This is a genomic window from Nitrososphaerota archaeon (genome assembly GCA_029785825.1).
Taxonomy (GTDB): domain Archaea; phylum Thermoproteota; class Nitrososphaeria; order Nitrososphaerales; family Gagatemarchaeaceae; genus UBA183.
The window spans coordinates 1,278,967-1,297,052 of record JAFLYY010000001.1; the positions used below are offsets into that span (position 1 = coordinate 1,278,967).

21 protein-coding genes are annotated in these 18,086 nt (G+C 61.3%); 6 read left to right on the top strand and 15 right to left on the bottom strand.

Annotated elements, in window-relative coordinates; translation table 11 throughout:
• Positions 1-27 precede the first annotated feature (27 nt).
• Complete coding sequence (locus JRN21_06700; protein ID MDG6988999.1) at positions 28-603, top strand: VWA domain-containing protein; 576 nt, start codon at positions 28-30, stop codon at positions 601-603.
• 136 nt (positions 604-739) lie between these two features.
• Here JRN21_06700 and JRN21_06705 read toward each other — a convergent pair whose 3' ends face one another.
• The 14 genes from JRN21_06705 to JRN21_06770 form a co-directional block, all read right to left on the bottom strand.
• Positions 740-958 (bottom strand): 30S ribosomal protein S28e, encoded by a 219-nt coding sequence (locus JRN21_06705; GenBank protein MDG6989000.1) that lies wholly within the window; start codon positions 956-958, stop codon positions 740-742.
• Complete coding sequence (locus JRN21_06710) at positions 955-1,341, bottom strand: 50S ribosomal protein L7ae (GenBank protein ID MDG6989001.1); 387 nt, start codon at positions 1,339-1,341, stop codon at positions 955-957. Before JRN21_06710 ends, JRN21_06705 begins: the two co-directional genes overlap by 4 nt.
• 60 nt (positions 1,342-1,401) lie before the next feature.
• Positions 1,402-3,117, bottom strand: coding sequence for a glutamate--tRNA ligase (gltX, locus tag JRN21_06715; GenBank protein MDG6989002.1), 1,716 nt, complete (start codon positions 3,115-3,117; stop codon positions 1,402-1,404).
• Positions 3,111-4,154, bottom strand: coding sequence for a polyprenyl synthetase family protein (locus JRN21_06720; protein MDG6989003.1), 1,044 nt, complete (start codon positions 4,152-4,154; stop codon positions 3,111-3,113). The genes gltX and JRN21_06720 overlap by 7 nt, the downstream gene beginning before the upstream one ends.
• 10 nt (positions 4,155-4,164) lie before the next feature.
• Positions 4,165-4,896, bottom strand: coding sequence for an isopentenyl phosphate kinase family protein (locus tag JRN21_06725; GenBank protein ID MDG6989004.1), 732 nt, complete (start codon positions 4,894-4,896; stop codon positions 4,165-4,167).
• A complete protein-coding gene (gene mvk, locus JRN21_06730; GenBank protein ID MDG6989005.1) occupies positions 4,896-5,822 on the bottom strand; it encodes a mevalonate kinase in 927 nt (308 codons plus the stop codon). The genes JRN21_06725 and mvk overlap by 1 nt, the downstream gene beginning before the upstream one ends.
• Positions 5,819-6,664 (bottom strand): AmmeMemoRadiSam system protein B, encoded by an 846-nt coding sequence (gene amrB / locus JRN21_06735; GenBank protein MDG6989006.1) that lies wholly within the window; start codon positions 6,662-6,664, stop codon positions 5,819-5,821. The genes mvk and amrB overlap by 4 nt, the downstream gene beginning before the upstream one ends.
• Positions 6,665-6,673: 9 nt before the next feature.
• A complete protein-coding gene (locus JRN21_06740; protein MDG6989007.1) occupies positions 6,674-7,366 on the bottom strand; it encodes a 30S ribosomal protein S2 in 693 nt (230 codons plus the stop codon).
• Positions 7,367-7,380: 14 nt separating this feature from the next.
• Positions 7,381-7,590, bottom strand: a complete 210-nt coding sequence (locus tag JRN21_06745; GenBank protein ID MDG6989008.1) for a DNA-directed RNA polymerase subunit N — start codon at positions 7,588-7,590, stop codon at positions 7,381-7,383.
• Between the two features lie 6 nt (positions 7,591-7,596).
• Positions 7,597-8,028, bottom strand: coding sequence for a 30S ribosomal protein S9 (locus tag JRN21_06750; GenBank protein MDG6989009.1), 432 nt, complete (start codon positions 8,026-8,028; stop codon positions 7,597-7,599).
• A gap of 2 nt (positions 8,029-8,030) precedes the next feature.
• Positions 8,031-8,471 (bottom strand): 50S ribosomal protein L13, encoded by a 441-nt coding sequence (locus JRN21_06755; protein ID MDG6989010.1) that lies wholly within the window; start codon positions 8,469-8,471, stop codon positions 8,031-8,033.
• On the bottom strand, positions 8,461-8,814 hold the full coding sequence (locus JRN21_06760; GenBank protein ID MDG6989011.1) for a 50S ribosomal protein L18e: 354 nt from the start codon (positions 8,812-8,814) through the stop codon (positions 8,461-8,463). Before JRN21_06760 ends, JRN21_06755 begins: the two co-directional genes overlap by 11 nt.
• Positions 8,811-9,437 carry a DNA-directed RNA polymerase subunit D gene (locus JRN21_06765; protein MDG6989012.1) on the bottom strand — a complete coding sequence of 209 codons (627 nt, stop codon included), beginning with the start codon at positions 9,435-9,437 and terminating at the stop codon, positions 8,811-8,813. The genes JRN21_06760 and JRN21_06765 overlap by 4 nt, the downstream gene beginning before the upstream one ends.
• A 189-nt stretch (positions 9,438-9,626) precedes the next feature.
• The gene (locus tag JRN21_06770) at positions 9,627-12,179 is read right to left on the bottom strand and encodes a hypothetical protein (protein MDG6989013.1); all 2,553 of its coding nucleotides are present in this window, start codon (positions 12,177-12,179) and stop codon (positions 9,627-9,629) included.
• A gap of 498 nt (positions 12,180-12,677) precedes the next feature.
• Here JRN21_06770 and JRN21_06775 point away from each other — a divergent pair, with 498 nt between their 5' ends.
• Genes JRN21_06775 through JRN21_06785 form a run of 3 tightly spaced genes read left to right on the top strand, consistent with a single transcriptional unit; the run spans position 12,678 to position 14,124 of the window.
• Entirely contained in the window at positions 12,678-13,169 is a 492-nt protein-coding gene (locus JRN21_06775; GenBank protein ID MDG6989014.1) for a 30S ribosomal protein S13, read from the top strand.
• A gap of 2 nt (positions 13,170-13,171) precedes the next feature.
• Positions 13,172-13,714 (top strand): 30S ribosomal protein S4, encoded by a 543-nt coding sequence (locus tag JRN21_06780; protein ID MDG6989015.1) that lies wholly within the window; start codon positions 13,172-13,174, stop codon positions 13,712-13,714.
• Positions 13,715-13,719: 5 nt separating this feature from the next.
• Complete coding sequence (locus JRN21_06785; protein MDG6989016.1) at positions 13,720-14,124, top strand: 30S ribosomal protein S11; 405 nt, start codon at positions 13,720-13,722, stop codon at positions 14,122-14,124.
• Between the two features lie 3 nt (positions 14,125-14,127).
• Here the strand turns inward: JRN21_06785 and JRN21_06790 are convergent, their stop codons facing one another.
• Positions 14,128-15,078: a winged helix-turn-helix transcriptional regulator gene (locus JRN21_06790; protein ID MDG6989017.1), complete on the bottom strand. Its 951-nt coding sequence runs from the start codon at positions 15,076-15,078 to the stop codon at positions 14,128-14,130.
• A gap of 154 nt (positions 15,079-15,232) precedes the next feature.
• Here JRN21_06790 and glmS point away from each other — a divergent pair, with 154 nt between their 5' ends.
• Positions 15,233-16,999 carry a glutamine--fructose-6-phosphate transaminase (isomerizing) gene (gene glmS, locus JRN21_06795; GenBank protein MDG6989018.1) on the top strand — a complete coding sequence of 589 codons (1,767 nt, stop codon included), beginning with the start codon at positions 15,233-15,235 and terminating at the stop codon, positions 16,997-16,999.
• A gap of 67 nt (positions 17,000-17,066) precedes the next feature.
• Positions 17,067-18,068, top strand: a complete 1,002-nt coding sequence (locus JRN21_06800) for a deoxyhypusine synthase (protein ID MDG6989019.1) — start codon at positions 17,067-17,069, stop codon at positions 18,066-18,068.
• The last annotated feature ends 18 nt before the right edge of the window (positions 18,069-18,086 follow it).

Sequence of the window (18,086 nt, forward strand, 5' to 3'; positions counted from 1 at the left end):
TTTGTTGGGGCGGATGAAACGTCGGCGATGAGCTACGATGAGTCCAAAGCGAGGGACGTCATCTTCGTCATAGACGGCTCCAGGAGCATGGGAGGAAAGCTGACGTCGTCCGGGATGAGCAAGATGGAGATCGTAAAGACGGGGCTGACGAACTACATCGCCGAGCGTTGGCCCGTGTCCTATTTCCCCTGGCCGATACGGATGGGGATCTCGTTCTACCGCCTCCTCGGGACGCCGGGCTCCACGCAGATCGAGGTCGTGGTGCCGCTTAACCCGCCTCCTGCCTCACTCGAGCTCTACAGACTGGAGGAAGCTGGCTGCAGGGGCGGGAGCCCGCTGGCCGACGCCCTCAGGTATGGGATCAAGAGCACGTCTGACTCGATGAGGAAGGAGAAGGTGGTCAAGCTGGTAAGCGACGGAGGGAACGACGGACCTCCTGCGAAGACCGTGGCTGACGAGCTGAGCGGCTCGTCGGTAGTTGTGGACGTCATCGAGCTTTCGAACAGCGCGTCGGGGGAGCTGAGGGACATCGCGGCCATGGGGCATGGCGCCTACCTCCGGCCGCAGAACCTAGCGGGGTTCGAAGCCGCGATACGAAGGTAGCTGCGCGCCGAAGCCCCTCCTCGCAGAGGGGAGGGTTGAAGCAAGGGACGGGCCGGAAGATTTGAGGTACGAGGCAGTACAGAAGGAGGGCCGTCTGACAGGTCAGGGCAGGCTTCAGGAGGTAAACGGTAATGTCCTATTTCAGCTTCCGGGCCTCGCGTTCCGTCTCTCTCAGGACCAGCACGTCCGCCAGCCTGATGGGTCCCTTCACGTTCCTGGTCAGAATCCGCCCCTTCTCCTTCCCCTCGAGAATCTTGACCCTCACCTGTGTGATTTCGCCGGCCACCCCAGTTCTTCCCACGATCTGGACCACCTCGGCAGGAGTTAGTGTTTCCGCTTCTCTCTTGCTGCTCATACGGCTTTCTTCAGCCTCGAAAGCTCCTGGGTGACCTGCTCGAGTATCTGAGAGCCTTCACCGGCGTCAAGGACCGCCGCAGAAGCCGTCGAGACGTCTATGCCAATGGCTGGGCCTATCTGGTCTTTCGAGGGGACGAACACGTAGGGGATCTTCCTCTCGTCGCACAGTATCGGCAGGTGGGCCACCACCTCAGGCGGGGTAACGTCCTCGGCGATCACGACGAGCTTTGCAACCCCCCTCTCGATCGCCTTCGTGGACTCGTTTGTCCCCTTCCTTACCTTCCCCGTGCGTGAAGCCTGCCTCAGGACCTCGTAGGCCGCTTCAGATACTTCTTTCGGAGTCTCGAATTTGATGTAGTAGGGCTTCTTGTCTGGGGTCATCTTTCAAATCTCCCAGCCTGGCCCATCTCGACCGTCATATAAACGGTTGGCCTAGGAAGGCTAGCCGGAGAGGATGAACTTCCCGGACGAGTCGAGCCTGCAGAAGCCGAACCTTGGGAACTGGACTATGTCGCCCAGCTCGAGGGACGAGGCAGCATTCTCGACATATCCGGTCACCTCCCTGAGGCTGTCCTTGTTGTAGACGTCACCGTCCAGGAAAAGTTCCCCGGGAATGGAGACGGTCGCGTCAACGTGGTCGTCGGCGACCCACTGCAGCTTCTTTGACTCGGGAAGCACCCCATCCCCGGCATACCTCGCCTCAAGGGAGGCGCCCATGGACAAGAGCTCGACGTTGTAGAGGTCCATGAGCCTAAAGACAGCGCCTTCCTTGAGGTTCTTCGCGTCAGCAGAAGGGATGTAGAATCGGCCTGCCGTTGAGACCTTCCTCGCCCCCAGGTCCTTCTGTGGATGGAACGGAATCATCACCTCCTTCCGCGGAGCCCCTTCCACGACCAACCCCACAGGGTCCGGGACGAAGAAGACCCTCCTGGAGACGGGGTCCAGGAGTTTCCTGTTGATGGACAGGAGCATGCTCCAGTCGTACTCGTGCTCGGTCTTTGTGTACCCCACCTGGAGGGTGAAGTCGTGTATCGCCTGCGGGACGACCCCCCGCCTCCTCAGGCCGTCCACCGTCGGCATCCTCGGATCGTCCCACCCGGAGACAACATTCTTCTCGACCAGGGGCCTGAGGAGCCTCTTCGAGACGGGGGTCCCCTTGAAGTTGAAACGCGAGAACTGGATGACCTCGATCCGCCTGAATTTCAGGGCGTCGCGGATCAGCTGCTGAAGCTCGTCGCGGAACTCCGAGCTCCTAAGAACGTGAGTTATGCGACAGATCTCGTCCTCAACGGCGTTGGCCAGGTCATAGGTGGGCCAGAGCGAATACTTGGTCCCTGTAAGTGGATGAGGCTGGGAGATTACCCTGAAGAGGTTCGTGTCCCGGAGCGAGTAGTTGGGGCTCTGCATGTCTCCTTTGAACCTGATCACATAGGCCCCCTCCTTGTGCTTGTTCGCGAGGAGTTCCTCCCAGACCTTCATGTTCACATCGATGGAGCTTCCTCTGTGCTCGCAGGGGGTCCCCTCGAACCTGAGGCGTTTGACCTTCGCCTCGTCGCAGGAACAGGCGTATGCTCTCCCGAGCTCGATCAGCTTCCTCCCGCTCTCGTATATGACCTCCATGTCGTCCGAGATGCTCTTTTCGTGGTCCCACCTGACTCCCAGCCACTCGGTCCCTCTCCTGAAGCTGTCGTAGTACTTCGGGAGGACTTTCCGGGGGTTCGTGTCCTCGAAGCGGAGCCAGAGCTCACCGTCGTACATCTCTTTGTAGAGGTAGTTGATTGTCCAAGCCATGGCGTGCCCTATGGTCATGTACCCAGACGGCTCGGGTGCAAGGCGGAATGCGGCCTTTCCCTTGACGGCGTTGGGGAGAGGCGGAAGGCCCACCCTCCCCCTCTCTTCATGGTGCGCCTGCGCCCCGGGAAACTTCTCTGCCAGGAGCTTCTCCTGCGCTTCAAGCGTGAGGGCGTTCACCCTCCTGGCCGCCGCGGCCGCCTCCTTCGAGACGGCTCCCGCCCTAGACCTGAGCTCTGGTATCTCCCCCAGCACCCTTCCGACAATGGCCCCCACCTCTGCCTTCCCTCCATGTCTGGCCGCGTTCGAAAGGGCCGCCTCCTCTATCGCGTCCAGCGCGTCCTTTCCCAGCTCTTCGGCTACCATTCCCTCTCTACTGCGAACTTTGCGAAGGAGCGGAGGAGCCCCACGGCTTTCCTGTCACCTTTCCACGGGATACCCTCCAGGGTAGATAGCGAGTCTTTCAACAGCTCCGCAGCCCGCTTGCGCGCGTAGCCGACTGCGTCGTACCTGTCGACGAGGCCGAGCACGAAAGCCACGTCCTGCCTGGTCTTCTTTTCCCTGCTCTTGTTCATAATGGAGACGACTCTGTCCCTCTCTCCCTGGGTCGCTGCGGAGAGAAGGTGGAGGAGGATGAGGGTCCTCTTCCCTTCCAGGATGTCGTCAGACTTCACCTTGCCGTATTTTTTCTCGTCTCCCACTAGGTTCAGCGAGTCGTCCTGAATCTGGAAGGCGACGCCCAGCTTCGTCCCGAAGTCCTCCAGGTCGGAGAGGACCTTTTCACCCGCACCCGCCACTATGGCCCCCAGCCTGCACGGGCTCGCTACAGTGTACCATGAAGTCTTCCTGGTGCACATCTCGTAATAGTCCTCCTCCTTCAGGTCCCACCTCTTTGAGGCGACCCACCCGAGTTCCATATGCTGCCCCTCGGTTGTCGCGTCCACCATCCGCGAGAACTCCTCCATCACCCTGAACGTCCGCTCGAGGCCGATCCTCGAGCGGTTCCTGAGGAGCGCTTCCCAGGTCCTTGCGTGGAGGGCGTCTCCGGCGTTAAGGGCGAGGGACTCCGGATACTTCTTGTGAAGAGCAGGCTCGCCCCGCCTCAGCTCCGACCCGTCTTCGATGTCGTCGTGCACAAGTATCCAGTTCTGAAAGAGCTCTATGCATGCGGCTGTGATCATCGCGTCCTCTTCTTCCCCTCCTGCGGCCTTGCAGGCCGTCACGCAGAGGAAGGGCCTCATCCCCTTCGCGGGTCGAGACGGGTAGTCCCTCATCATCGTGTAGAGGAGGCGGACCTCCCTGACCGGGCTGGTCTTTGGTAGCACCTGGTCGAGTATGACCCTGTCCACCTCTGACTTCACACGTTTCATTTCGTCTTGGAGGTTCGGCACTTTCCCGGCCACCAGCCTTCCGCTAGGAGCGGACTACGGTCCCGTAAAAGTCGAGCCCCTTGAGGGCCTTCGAGAACTCGTTCCGCCTGTACCCGGAGACGAAGCAGACCCTCGACCCTCCCGCCGCGATTTTGGCCGCGGCGTCGAGTTTGGCCTTTATCCCCCCGGTCGTGTCGTCCCCTTCGGAGACCTTCATCCGTCTTATCTTCGACGGGGTGAGCTCAGGTATGATGACCCTGGTGTTCCCTTCGTAGACTCCGTCGACGTCGAGTGCGAAGACGCTCCTTTCGGGCTCGAGTATCTTGGCTAACTCCTGCACGATGAAGTCTCCAGATATGACCTTGAACCCTGACGGGGCGAGGCTCACGTCGCCGAAGGTGACCGGGGTAAGCCCCTCCTTCAGGAGCCCACGGAGCCAAGATGCCACCGCGGTTGCCCCTCCCCGGCTAACCGCATCGAAGGGGGAGAAGGGATAGGGGCTGAGCTTGTACTCCATCATAGTTTTGCAGACCAGCCTGTTGAGCTCATACATTGCTCCCCTGGTCTGCGCGACTCCGACCGCCGGGGCCTCCCCGACCTCGGAGCTGAGCCCGTGCTGCCTGGCGACAGAGTGACCGAAGGAACCGCCGCCGTGGACCACGACTACCTTCTGGTCGGAAGAGGCTATCTCTTCGGAGAGGGCGGAGACCACGTCAGGCCGATACGAGAAAGGCTTCGACTTGTCGGTGATGACCGAACCGCCGAGCTTGGCCACTACCGCTCTAGCCAGCTTTTCACTCCCTCGACCGGCACCTTTGCTATGAACGTCTCGAACCCTCGCGCCGTCAGCCCCGAAACTATGCTTTTTTCCTTTGCTTCCGGCGCCAGCGCTATGACGCTCCCGCCTCCCCCGCCCCCCGTCAGTTTCGCGCCGTAGGCGCCCTCCGAAGCGAACAGCTCGACCATGGCGTCCAGTTCTGTGCTGGAGACCCCTACCGCACGGAGGGCGGCATGGTCGATGGTGAGGATGGACCCCACTCCTTTCACGTCTCCCCGCTTGAGGAGCTCCGCCGCCTCCAGGCTGAGGCCCCCCACTGAGGCTGCCAGCATCCCGAAGAAGCCGGGGAAGCGCTCTCTCATGAGCGAGACCTTCCTTATCTGAGTCTTGGTCCTCCTGCTGACTCCGGAGAACGACACTATCAGCCTCCTCTCGCCTCTAATCTCGACCTTCCTGGGCTCCTCCCCAGGCTTGAAGAGCAGGACCCCTCCGGAGGCGCAGACCGTTGGGTCGACCCCGGACGGCCTACCGTGTATCCCCTGCTCGCCTATCATCGCGAACCTGACGAGCTCGTCGGTCCCAAGGCCGAGGGAGTACAGCCTCGAGACTGCGGCTGCTGCCGCCACCATTGTGGAGGCGGAGGAGCCGAGCCCAGCCCCCTGGGGTATCGAAGAAGAGACTGAGACATTCACCGCGGGGCTCACCGAGAACTCCTTGGCCATAGCGTCCACGACGTGTTTCAGGGGGCGGAGCCCCGCCGAGTCCGCCGGGAAGCGGTCCGAGTCGGCACGATAGCTACCGGAGGGCGAGACCTCCACCCTCACCTTTCGGGGGAGGGCAGCGGCGAGCGCCCAGGCTCCGTGGACGACAAAGTGCTCCCCGACCACGATTGCCTTCGACGGCGCCTCGGCGATGGCTTTCAAGTGCTGACGAATCGTAGGGCGCCGTAGCCCACGACTTGAAGGTTATCTCCGGAGGTGTCGCCGCTCGAAGCATACTTCAGGAGCTCCGCCCTTCCGAGCCCCAGGGACCTGGCGGCCATCATCACGGTGGCGATGGCGCCGTAGCCGCAGGCGGTGACTCTCAGCCTCTCGAGGGTGGAGTAGAAGCCGTCTACGTCCATCCTGACCACCTGCCGGAGGAGCGCCGTGTCCTTCTCGCGCGCGCTGACAGCTGGCTCGTAGTGGGTGAGGTCTGATGAGGCGACAAGTATCCCTTTCCTGTGTTCCAGGATCTTGGCTACGGCTGCTGAGACGACCCCTGCAGTGTCTTGGTCCTGGAAGAGGAGGGATATAGGCAGCAGCGGGACAGAGTCTCCATAAATCCTCTGGAGGAACGGGAGCTGCACCTCCAGGGAATGCTCCAGCCTGTGGGCCTGGGGGTCGAAGGATACTATGCCAGCCAGGTCGGAGAGCTCTTCGGCGGCCTCCGGGTCTACCCGCATGCGCCCAAGCGGGGTCTCCCAGGCCCCTTCCTTGAAGGTCGACACCCCGCTCCCGATGCCATAGTGGTTGGGAGCCACGACGACGATGAGGTCGGGGTCGCGCAGCGAAGAGGCGTGGTAGTACGAATGGGCCGCCACGGGGCCAGAGTAGACGTACCCGGCGTGAGGGGACACCACCGCCACGGTCTTCGAGGTTGCAGGAGCAGGCGGGAGTTTCCCCGGCCCGAGCCGATGGAGATAGCATCCGTCTATCAGGTCCGCCAGCTCGTGAGGGTCTGACGGGTAGAACTGATCGGCTACCGCGGGCTTCCTTACTGACAAGGGTCGGCGCTACTCGCGCCGTTCTGATATCCTTTCCTCGGGGATGTCAGGCTTCGGCTCCTCCTCCACCTTGGTTTCGAACTCCTCTATGCCATACTTCATGGCCTGATCCTCGGCAAGCAGGCCCGAGCGTACCAGGGTGGACCTGGCCAGAAGCCAGAATATCGCCGCTATGGCCTTGCGCCCGCGGTTGTTCCCCGGGATGACAAGGTCTATGTCGTCGGTGACGTTGTCAGTGTCGCAAACGGCTATGACCGGGACCCCCAGCTTGGCTGCCTCAACCATCGCCTGCATGTCCGACATCGGGTCCGCCACCACCACCAGTTCCGCGTCCAGATGCCCCGGGTACAGCGGGTTGGTGAAGGTCCCGGGCATGAACCTCCCTATCCTGGACATCGCCCCGGTGAGCTCGCAGAACTTCTGCACCGCCACCGCCCCATGCTCCCTACTGGTGTAGACAACCGTGTTCTTCGCCCCCGTCGCGGCTATGAACTTCCCTGCCACGTCGATCCTCTCGATGGTCTTCGCGTAGTCGATGATGTGCAGCCCGTCAGGTCTTGGCCGCGCCGTGAACGCCTCCATGGTCTTCGTCCTGACCGGGGTCCCTATCCTGATCCCGGTGGCCAGGAGCGCCTTCTCGGAAAGCCCGGGAGCCACGAGTTTGTCGGCCGACCCCGCGTCATCGTCGTCGAATTCTGACATGCCGCCGCCCTCCCTCAGAGCTCTGACTTGCGGCTGTAGAATGGAAGGACCTGGTCGATCACGTCTATCGACGAAATGAGCATCCGCCTGCAGCAGTACCGCTTCAGCCCCAGTTCGTCGAGGACCTTGCCCGGCTCTTCTCCGCCCTTCACTCTGGCCTGAAACGGGACGAACTTGTCGCCGATGAGGTTGCCGCAGGTAAAGCAACGGATGGGTATCATCATGGCAGTCTACCTGTACGACTTCTGGCGCTTTCTCCTCGCGCCGGGTCCTCCGAACTTCTTTGGCTCAGCTTGTCTCGGGTCGCCCGAGAGCAGGTATTTATTGTATGCATTGAGCCTATCTCTGATTTCGCTCCCCCTGACCTGGTCCACGTAGGCCCTGGCTATCGCCATGGCAGCGGCGTCCGCCTGCCCCATGAACCCTCCTCCTGAAACGCTCACGTCCAGGTCGTACTTCTCTCTGAGGTCTCCGACCACTTGGACCGGTGCGAGGAGGTGCAGCCTGGCCGGTTCGGGCTCCCAGAGCTCCACCGGAGTGCCGTTGACCCGTATCTTACCCGCGCCCGGGAAGATGGCGGCCGTCGCCCTCGCGGTCTTCCTCGACCCCGAGTACAGCTTCGGAGGCTTCTTGGTCTGCAGTTTCTGCGTCTGCGCCGGCATCGCTACTCGTTCCACCCCAGGCTCTTGGAGAGGTCGGCCATGGTCACATAGACTGGGATCGGCCGGGTGGCCGCCGCGTCATCGAACTTCATCAACTTCGACCCGTCGACCCCCTCCGGGACCCCTATGTAGACCCTGAGCCTCTTCATCGCGACCGCGCCCTTTGGCTTCTTCCTCGGGACCATCCCCCGGACCATCCGTCGGAGGATGTTGTCTGGCCTCCTCGGGTGGATGGGACCATAAATGGGGTTCACCTTGCTGGCGAGCTCCAGCCGCTCTTTCCATTGGTTGATGACGGAGGTCCTGGACCCTGAAACGAGCGCTTTCTCGGAGTTCACTACCACGACCCTCTTACCAGAGAGGAGTAGCTTCGCGACCTTGGAGGAGAGCCTTCCTGCGATCTGATTGGCCGCGTCCACGTAGACCGTCTCTTCACCTGACAAGCTTTACACCGCTCCCCTTCGGGTACTTCTTGAGGAACTCCTCGAGCGTGAGGGCAGACCCTCCGATGGCCTCGATTTTCGCCTTCGCCGATGTCGAATAGGAGAACGCTCCCACCACCACCTTCTTCTCCATGACGCCTGTCCCGAGGACCTTGCCCGGTACAAAGACCGGCTCCCCGTCGTCCGCCAACCGGGATATCCGCCCCAGGTTAACCTCGACCCTTGTGCTCGACGGGTAAGACAACAGGGCTGACGCCTCGCTCCAGATGCGCGCCTTCTGCTTCTTGCCGGCTCTCTCCAGCAGCACCGCGGTCCTCCTGGTCACCGGGTTGTCGGCGGTCAATCGGGCCCACCTACCGCGACCTGTATCTCCTTCAGCTTCTTTTCGAGGAGTTCGATCGCCTTCAGCACGATCTGCTTTGCCGGGAGCCCTCCGGCCGACTCCACCGCGAGGACGAAGGTGCCTTCCTTCTTCCCGTCTGTGAGCGTCGCGACCGTGCACGGCTGCCACTTCGCGTGCTCCTTCCCCCTTCCCAGCCTGGCGTAAGCTTCGAGTTTGACCGACTGCCCTGCTGCGAGCTTTATCAGAGGGATAGACTCACTCACTGGCCTGACGTCGCGGTCTTCAGAGACCAAGTCCCCTGATGTCACCGTCATGACTTTGTCTTTCCCCTTCGCGTCCAGGACGAAGAGTACCCTGCACTTGTGACACCCGAGGGGGTTACCGCAGTCGCACTCCTCCGGGAGGTTGTACCTTTCTAGGTCAGTCCTGATGGGCACCATGCCAAGCCTGTGAGCGAGTATCTCGTCGTAGAGGACAGAGGAGTTTTCCAGAATCACTACGTCGTCAATCGCCATGGATGGGACCTCGGCGATGCAGAATCTACGAATTGCGTTGGCGTAAGACCTGTCGATTCCCTCGAGCTGGAGGGCGACCGAGCTCCCGCTGTCTTCGAGCACCTTCACTTCTACCGTTTTCTAGCCCACCAGCCTATAACGTAACATGAGACGACCAGTTTCGGGCGTCGGGTCTGCGTTGTGGTTAAAAAGTTAGCGGGTAGGGCTTGGCATCGAGCCCGGTCGGGGCGGGCTGCCGCATCAAGCTTCAGCTTACGCTAGGTGAATCAGAAACAAAAAGGGAGGAAAGCTGTCTGTCTAGGACAGCTTTCTTACCAATATGGCTAGTTCTAGTACCAGGGTGATGGCTGCGAGCACCGCGACCACGAGTACGTAGGTCGAGGTGTTCCCTATGCCGCTGGTGTTCGAGGCCGCCGTGCTGGCCGCCGCCGCCGCCGACTGGGCTGCGGTAGCTGCCGAGGAGGCGCTCGAAGCGGCTCCGCTCACAGCAGATGCGAGCGAAGTGAGCTGGGTTCCGATCCCGCTGACGCTGCTCTGCAGGCTCGTCACGTCCGACGTAAGGGTCGTGATGGAGCTGCTGATGCTGGTCAGAGAGCTCTGGATGCTTGTGAGTGTGGTGGAGAGGCTGCTCACCGCGCTGGTCACGCTGCTCATGGCAGTGTTGAGCGCAGCGAAGCCGCCGTAGATGTAGTCACCCGTGGTGGTGACGTTGAAGTAGGCGTAGGTGGCGTAGTTGTAGACTCCGTTAGTGCTCATGTTGGGGCCTACACGGCTTAAGACCTCGAGGAGCTGGTGGCCCGCTGCGTTGTTGGCCAGGGTCACGACGTGCTCTCCAGGCCTGTACCCCGCGGTGGGGAAGGTGAAGGAGAGGTCGCCGGTCCCGTTGGCCATCAGCGCGCTCGTGGCGCCGCCTTGGCTCGAAGTGATGGGGAGCTGGTTGTTGTCGATTGTCGCGGTGTAGAAGATGTTGCCGACGACCGAGGCGGCCGAGAGGCGCTTGAACAGCGTCTTGCAGCCGAGGTGGAGCGCGTCGCCGATGGTGGTGCCGTCCTTGTTGCATCCGGGCGCGAGCCCTTCAGCGGTGGCCGTCAGCCACCCTGAGGTGCCGACGTCGTTGGAGTTGACCGAGCCTGGAGTGATTACGAGGGTGGGCGTGATCGTGAAGTTGCCGCTGCCCTCGATCCCCGCGGGGTGCGCCAGAGCGAGTTTGATGGTCTCGCTCGCGTTGTCGGCGATGCTCACGAAGGTGTAGGTGGTGTTGGAGAGAGCGACGACCTTGTGCGGCAGGAGCCCGTAGGCGTTCGGGACCGTGAAGCTCACGGCCGAGGTGAACTCGCCGTTGGAGCCGATGGACCCGTTGACCACGTTGTAGGCTTGGCCGTCACCGAAGGCCATCTCAGTCCAGTAGAGGTACTGGACGGTGTTGGCTGGGAAGCCGTAGGCGCTCACCGTGACGGTAGAGCTCGGGTTCGAGGACGGCCCGTTGGCCGCGCCCGTCACCGAGTCGGTGAGTATGAGGGTCGGGAGTATGTTGATGGTGAAGTTGTAGTAGACCCCGCCCTGGTCGACCCACACGTTGTGGTGGCCCAGGCCGAGGATGGGGACGGTGACCGTGGTGTTCCAGAACCCGCTTGCGTCCGCGGTGACAGCCACTGAGGTCATGGCCGTCGACTTCGCGACGGAGGCGGTTGCGCCTCCGACGAGGAAGGTCACAGGCGCTCCGACCTCAGAGTTGTTGCCCGCGATGTAGAGGGTCCCGAAGACGTTGGCATCGACAACCGCCGGGTCGGCGATCGTGATGGTGCCGACCGTGCCTATGGCGCCGGTGTCGTTGCCGTAGAGGTGGCTGAGGGTGAACGCGTCAGCGCCCACGAAGGCGCCGGCGTTGCTGTAGGATGAGATCGAGGCGATGCCCCTGCTGAACTCGTGGAAGACGGGTAGGTTGAGCGCATACTCTGCGCTGTCGACCACATACGGGGTCGAGGCCTTGTCGTTGGCCGCGAAGACCGTTATGGGTACCGTGGTGTAGATGTTGGTGGTCTTCTGGTTGATCACCTGCATCGCGTCGACCATTGGGGTCGCCGCGGTGGTGAAGTAACCGCTGCCGGTCGAGACCCCGCTTATGAGGGTCCCGGTCGTAGTGGTGTTTGCTCCCGTCCATCCGGACGAGGAGAAGGTGTAGTTGATGTCAACCGTGAGTCCAGATGGGAACGCGCCGCCGGCCACTGCCACCGGAGTCCCTGGCGCCCCTGAGGTCTTGCTCAGGAGTAAGCCGGGCTGCGGGTAGAGCGTGCCTGCGGTCACTGCGACGGCGCCAGTGGAGCCGTCGTAGATCTTGATGAAGTTGTAGGAGCTGTTGATGTTAAGGGGGATTGGCCCTACGACCACGTCGGTGCCAGCTACGTTGCCTATGTACCATGTCCCTGTGATCCCTTCGCCGAGCGGACCCTTCACCGCCTTCAGTGCGGGGGCGGTGTTCGAGAAGTCAGCTACGTTGAAGGTCGGGCCGTACTGGACGTCGGAGGCGCTGATGTGCGAGAACCCGTCGAGGCTCATGAAGAGCTGGAACTGGGTCCCGGAGAAGGTCACGCCTGGGTGCGAGAAGTCGATGGCGAAGGGTAACGCAGCGGTCGCGACGTTGTTCTGAGCGACCGTGTCGTTCAGGATCCCTGCCGTGACGTTCTCGGAGAGGGTCGCGTCGGTGACGGTCGTGGCGTGGGTGACGTTGGGGGTGACGTAGGCCAGGCTGGCGTGGCCAGTCGAAGCATACGTCGGTGCGATCGGGATAATCATGAGGAGCGCAGAGAGAGCGAGAAGAGTTGCAAGTAGTATAGAGCTAGTCTTATTCATGCGTACGCTTGATAGCGTAGACAAATCTGTTTTCGGGTCCGCTCCCTGGAATTCCTATATAAGCTGGGTGGACGAATCATCCATTTCTGATTCTATCTTCGGTCAGAAACGTCTGTTTTAGCCTTGTCGCGCAAATAAACACGCGATTGCAGCTCTTTTCGACTGAATCTGATGTCTTGGACCTCTGAAGCTGACCAGGGGCTGAAATCTCTGCTCCAATCATAGGTGGCGACGCCCGACAGCAGACCCGTGTGTGGTCCTGAAGAACCGCCGGGGGGCTCCGCAAAAAGCGGCGGCGCCTGCGGAGGCAGGTCTCTTCGAGGGTCCCGTCAGGCCCTTGCGGACGGCTGACACCCGGGTGACGACCCGTCGCCCCGTGTTACCTGCTTTGGCCGTCCCCCGGGAGGCAGTCGACCACTGGCGGGACTAGACACCGGTCCAGAAACCGTCTCATCTCTTCAAACCTTATAACGGAAGAGCGAAGGGCAGATTCAGAAAATGTCGGACTCCGAGTTCAGGCACCTGGTCAGGATATCAGGAAGAGACCTTGAAGGGGGAAAGAAGCTCGTCGTAGCACTCGCTGACCTCAAGGGTGTAGGCTACAACTTCGCTAATGTCATAACCAAGAAGCTCAATCTCGATCCGCGTGTCCGGCTCGGGACCCTCACCGATGAGCAGGTGGGGGAGGTCGAAGCCGCGATACGGGATACGTCGAAGTCAGCCCTGCCGAAGTGGTACTATAACCGACGGAACGACCCGGAGACAGGAGAGGCAAAGCAGCTCCTTGGCGCGGACCTAGACTTCGCTCAGAAGAACGATATAGAGGACGAGAAGAACATCCAGAGCTGGAAGGGAATGAGGCACAGCCTGGGGCTGAAGGTGAGGGGCCAGAGGACGAGGACGACGGGGAGAGGTGGAAGGACCGTAGGGGTAAGGAAGGCGGCGCTGGTCGCCGCGGCGAAGGAGGCCGCCAAGAAGGAGGAGAAGTAGCGTTGGGTGACCCGAAGAAATCTAGGAAGCAGTACAGCAGGCCGAGGAGCCCTTGGAGGGCCGACCAGCTCGCCCAAGAGCTGTATCTGTTAGGGACGTTCGGGCTCCGGAACAAGCGCGAGCTCTGGAAGGTGCAGACCCAACTGAGCTCGGTGAGGAAGCAGGCGAGGACCCTCCTCGCCGCGACTGAGGAAGTCAGGCTCCGCGAGGAGAAGAAGCTGCTGGACAGCCTCCAGAAGAGAGGGCTGATCAGGGAGGGGGCGACACTGGACGACATACTCAGCCTTACCGTCGAAGACATCTTGGGCAGGAGGCTCCAGTCCATGGTGTTCAAGAAGGGAATGGCCCTTTCGCCTCTTCACGCGAGACAGTTGATAGTCCATGGGCACGTCTCCGTGGGAGAGCGGACCATAACGGTTCCTGGGTATGCGGTCGGAGGGAGTGAGGAGGGGACAATCAAGCTGACAGGAGGCGCGCCTCCCAAGGAGGAGGCCCAGCCAGAGCAGAAGGAAGTGGCCGCGGAGCAGCCGGCCCAGGTGCAGTGAGGAGCATGTCAGAGGAGGAGGCCCTAGTCGACCGCTGGGGGGTCTGTCACATCTATTCATCTTACAACAACACCATAGTGCACATCACCGACCTGACTGGCGCAGAGACCATCGCCTTCTCATCCGGAGGGAGGCACGTCAAAGCGGACAGGTTCGAGTCGTCTCCATACGCGGCCATGCGGAGCGCCTCGGCTGCCTCCGAGGTCGCGAAGTCGAAGGGGATAACCGCGGTCCACATTAAGGTGAGAGCGGTGGGCGGCACCGGGCCGAGGACGCCGGGACCGGGAGCCCAAGCGGCGATCCGTGCCATCGCCAGGGCGGGGTTCAAGATCGGGAGGATCGAGGACGCCACTCCCATTCCCCACGACACCACCAGGAAGAAGGGCGGAAGAAGAGGGAGAAGGGCGTAGCCTTCAGTACTGTTTCAGCACGTCTACCGAATCGACCTTGCCGTCACCGTCCCGATCTGCCCCCCTGACCAAGGCGGCGTACTCCCCCGAGCGGTACTTCTGGAAAAGGATGTCTGCGAAGTTGCAGGCCCCGATTATCCCCGCCTTGGTCGCCGCGCCGGTGAGCCCAGCTATCACGACACAGACTTTGGAACGGTCCCAAGGGTTCTGCACCTTCTCCACTATGCAGTCCAGCTCGGAGTTGTAGGAACGAGCGTCTCTGTCGACTATCGAACTCCAGAGGCTCCCCTGGCTGAAGCGCAACGGCAGGCTCGGGTTGAGTTCCTCCGCTATTGCGTTGTTCCGGGGGCCACCGACGACAACGAGGTTGGATCCGAGGAGCTTCTCTGCCTTCAGGTCGACATCGAGCTTGACCGGGAAGACGGAAGGGAGGTTGACGAACTGCCCCAACGCGAACCCCAGCTGCACGGCGTAGTGGCCGTCGCGAGCCTGGGTCCCTGCCGCCCCGTGCTGCACGGGGGACCCCACAGCTATCCAGCCACCGAACTCAGCGCCTTGGAAGAACTCCTTGAAGAAGCGCCCAAGGGCCCTCGACCTGCCCGAGGAACGTAGTGACGGAAGCGGCTCGCCTCTGACCGGGAACTCTACAGCGTACCCGTCTGAGGCCAGGGCGTAGAGCTTCGCTTCCCCGCCCCTAATCTGCTCGCTCCTCACCCTGGTGATAAGGCCGGCCTTCTCGAGCCTCCCAATGTGGTAGTATACCGTCTGGTGGTGTGCGCCGAGGGAACGTGCCATCTCTGCCGGATACTTCGGGCCCGTCGCGAGGAGGGAGAGAATCATCTGTCCCACCCTTCCAGAGGCTGGCCTGAAACCGTCGGGCCTGTCTGACACCAGCACTCTCTTTGCGAGTCCTGCTTCCGACCTCGGGTCGAAGAGTATCTTCTCCTTTGGCACGCCTCATGCACGGTTCGCCACTACTAATAAACGGTTTTGCATGGTCAGGTCTCGGGTACCCCTTCGAGAGAGGGGACCATGCAAAGGGGGCTGAGAACGGCATAACCCGACGTTTTGCGGAGTTTAAAATCGGGGGTAGAGGCGCAGGGCAGTCGTGTGTGGGATAGTAGGATGCGTGGCTGAGGAACCGGTAGCCGGGATTCTCCTCGAAGGACTCAGGAGGGTGGAGTACAGGGGGTACGACTCGGCAGGGATGGCCACCATCAGAACGGGGACCCTCGAAGTCAGGAAGGGGATTGGAAGGATTTCGGAAATCGAGGGAAGGAAGAAGATGTCAGCCATGGCCGGGACCATAGGCATGGCTCATACGAGGTGGGCGACCCACGGCCGTGTCACGGATGAAAACGCGCATCCGCACACTTCCTGTGACGAGCTGGTGGCCGTCGTCCATAACGGCATCATCGAGAACTATGGTCAGCTGAAGAAGGGGCTGGGAGCCAAAGGACACATGTTCAGGAGCGAGACGGACACAGAAGTGATTGCCCACGTGGTGGAGGAAGAGTACCGAAGGTACAGGGACCCCCTCAGGGCGACCCTCTCGGCGACCAAGAAGCTTAGGGGGCAATATGCGATAGCTGTGATGTTTCAGGACAGACCCGACGTTATGATCGGAGCCCGCAAGGACGCGCCTCTTATCGTGGGGGTCGGAGAGAAGAAGATGTTCCTGGCGAGCGACATCCTGGCCTTCATCGGCCACACTGACAGGACTATATTCCTAGACAACCGCGAGGTCGCAGTACTCACGAAGGACAGGGTCAGAATTGTAGGCCCGGACGGGAGGGAGGTGAGGCGGAAGCAGACCCAGGTGGCCTGGGAGCTGTCTGACGTGTCTAAGAGCGATTTCGCACACTACACCCTGAAGGAAATCAACGAGCAGCCTCAGACGGTGATCTCGGCGTCCGTCCAGGAACCCGTGAAGCTGGAGGGGTTCGCGAGGGCCATAAGGAAGGCGAAGACCTTGTACATCACCGCGTCGGGGACGTCCTACCACGCGGGCCTCCTCATGAAGTTCAGGCTGAACAAGGAGGCCAGGATCAGGGCGGAAGCGGTAGTGGCCGGCGAGCTGAAGGAACACTCCGGCTTCCTGGGGAGAGGCTCTGTTGTGATAGCTTTCTCGCAGAGCGGGGAGACGGCGGACGTCCTGGAGGCCGTCAAGGAGGCGAAGCGGCTCGGTGCGAAGGTATACTCCATCGTCAATGCGGCCGGGTCAACGCTGGCCCGTGAAAGCGACGGGTTCCTGCTCCTGAACTGCGGGCCAGAAGTAGGGGTCGCGGCCACCAAGAGCTTCACCGCACAGGTGGTGGTCGCTAACCTGGTGGTCGACGCGGTGCTGGGGAAGAGGCGCTCCAATGACATCGGGGAGCTGTCTGAAGCTGTGACCGAGGCCCTGAAGTGCGACGGTCAGGTAAGGGATCTGGTGAGCAAATACATGAACAGGCCCGACTTCTACTTCGTGGCGAGGGGGTACGAGGGCCCTGTGGCGCTTGAAGGGGCTCTGAAACTGAAAGAGCTGTCGTACATCCACGCCGAAGGGATGGCGGCCAGCGAACTGAAGCATGGGACGCTTGCGCTTATCGAGAAGGGGACCCCCGTGGTCGTGCTGAACCCGACCGGCGCGACCCACGCGGATTCGCTCTCCAGCGCAGAAGAGCTGAAGGCCAGGGGAGCCGACGTGATAGGAATCTCCGACGCCGCCGATGACGCATACAGACGCTTCATCCAGGTGCCGAAGGTCCAGCCGAAGTTCACGCCGATAGTCGAAGTGATTCCGCTTCAGCTGCTGGCGTACCATGCGGCGGTCGCTAGGAAGAACGACCCCGACTACCCGCGGAACCTGGCGAAGTCTGTCACGGTAAAGTGACGCGGAGCATTCAGTAAGGCAATTAAGCGAACCCCGCAGACGGCCGGCCGTGGTATCAAGGAAAGAGGTGCTTTCTAGACCGGTGGCGACCATAGAGGTCGGCAAGAAGAGCGTCTCGGAGCTTTTGGACGAGATGTCTCAGACAGGGTTCCAGGGGAAGAAGCTGGGAGAGGCGGCGAAGATATGGGCCGAGATGGCGGAACAGAAAGGCCTCACCGTGTTCCTCGGGCTCACCGGCTCTCTGAGCACCACGGGCCAGTGGAAGATCATCAGGTGGCTGGTGGAGAAGAGATATGTCGACGTCGTGGTCAGCACGGGGGCGAATATCTCGGAGGACATCCTCGAGGCGCTGGGGTACCACTACTACCAGGGGACCTGGTTGGCCGACGACGAAGAGCTCCTTAAGCTCAAGATAGACAGGTTCTACGACGTCTACGCAGATGAGATGGAATACAGGAAGCTGGAGAGGACCATCTTTGACTTCGCCAACACGCTGGACGAGAAGGAGGTCTATTCCACGAGAGAGTTCCTTTACCAGTTCGGAGGGTTCCTCTCCAAGAAGGGGATTCCCAGCATAGTCGCGGCCGCCCACAAAGCGAAGGTCCCCATCTACTCTCCCGGGCTCATAGACAGTGGTTACGGGGTGGCCCTGAGCCTGTTGAGGCGCGAGAAGGGGAAGATGATCAGGCTCGACCAGACAAAGGACATGGAAGAGCTTGCCCAGATCGCTGAGAAGACGAAGAGGACAGGTGTGGTATACCTGGGGGGCGGCGTCCCCAAGGACACAATCCAGCTGTCGACCATTATCAAATCCCTCTCTAAAGGGGGAGAGGAAGAGACGCCTCATGAGTACGCGGTTCAGATTACAGCCGACAGCCCGCAGTGGGGCGGACTTTCAGGGTGCACCCTGGAGGAGGCGATTAGCTGGGGCAAGATCTCGTCGCAAGCCAAGAAAGCGACGCTCTACGCCGACATAACCCTCGCCCTCCCTATAGTCGCACATGCTCTGAACGAGAAGGCAAAAGGCAGGGCCCACCCTCCAGACTTGTCCTGGGTATTCAAGAACTGAGGGCGCCCGAAGCCCGGG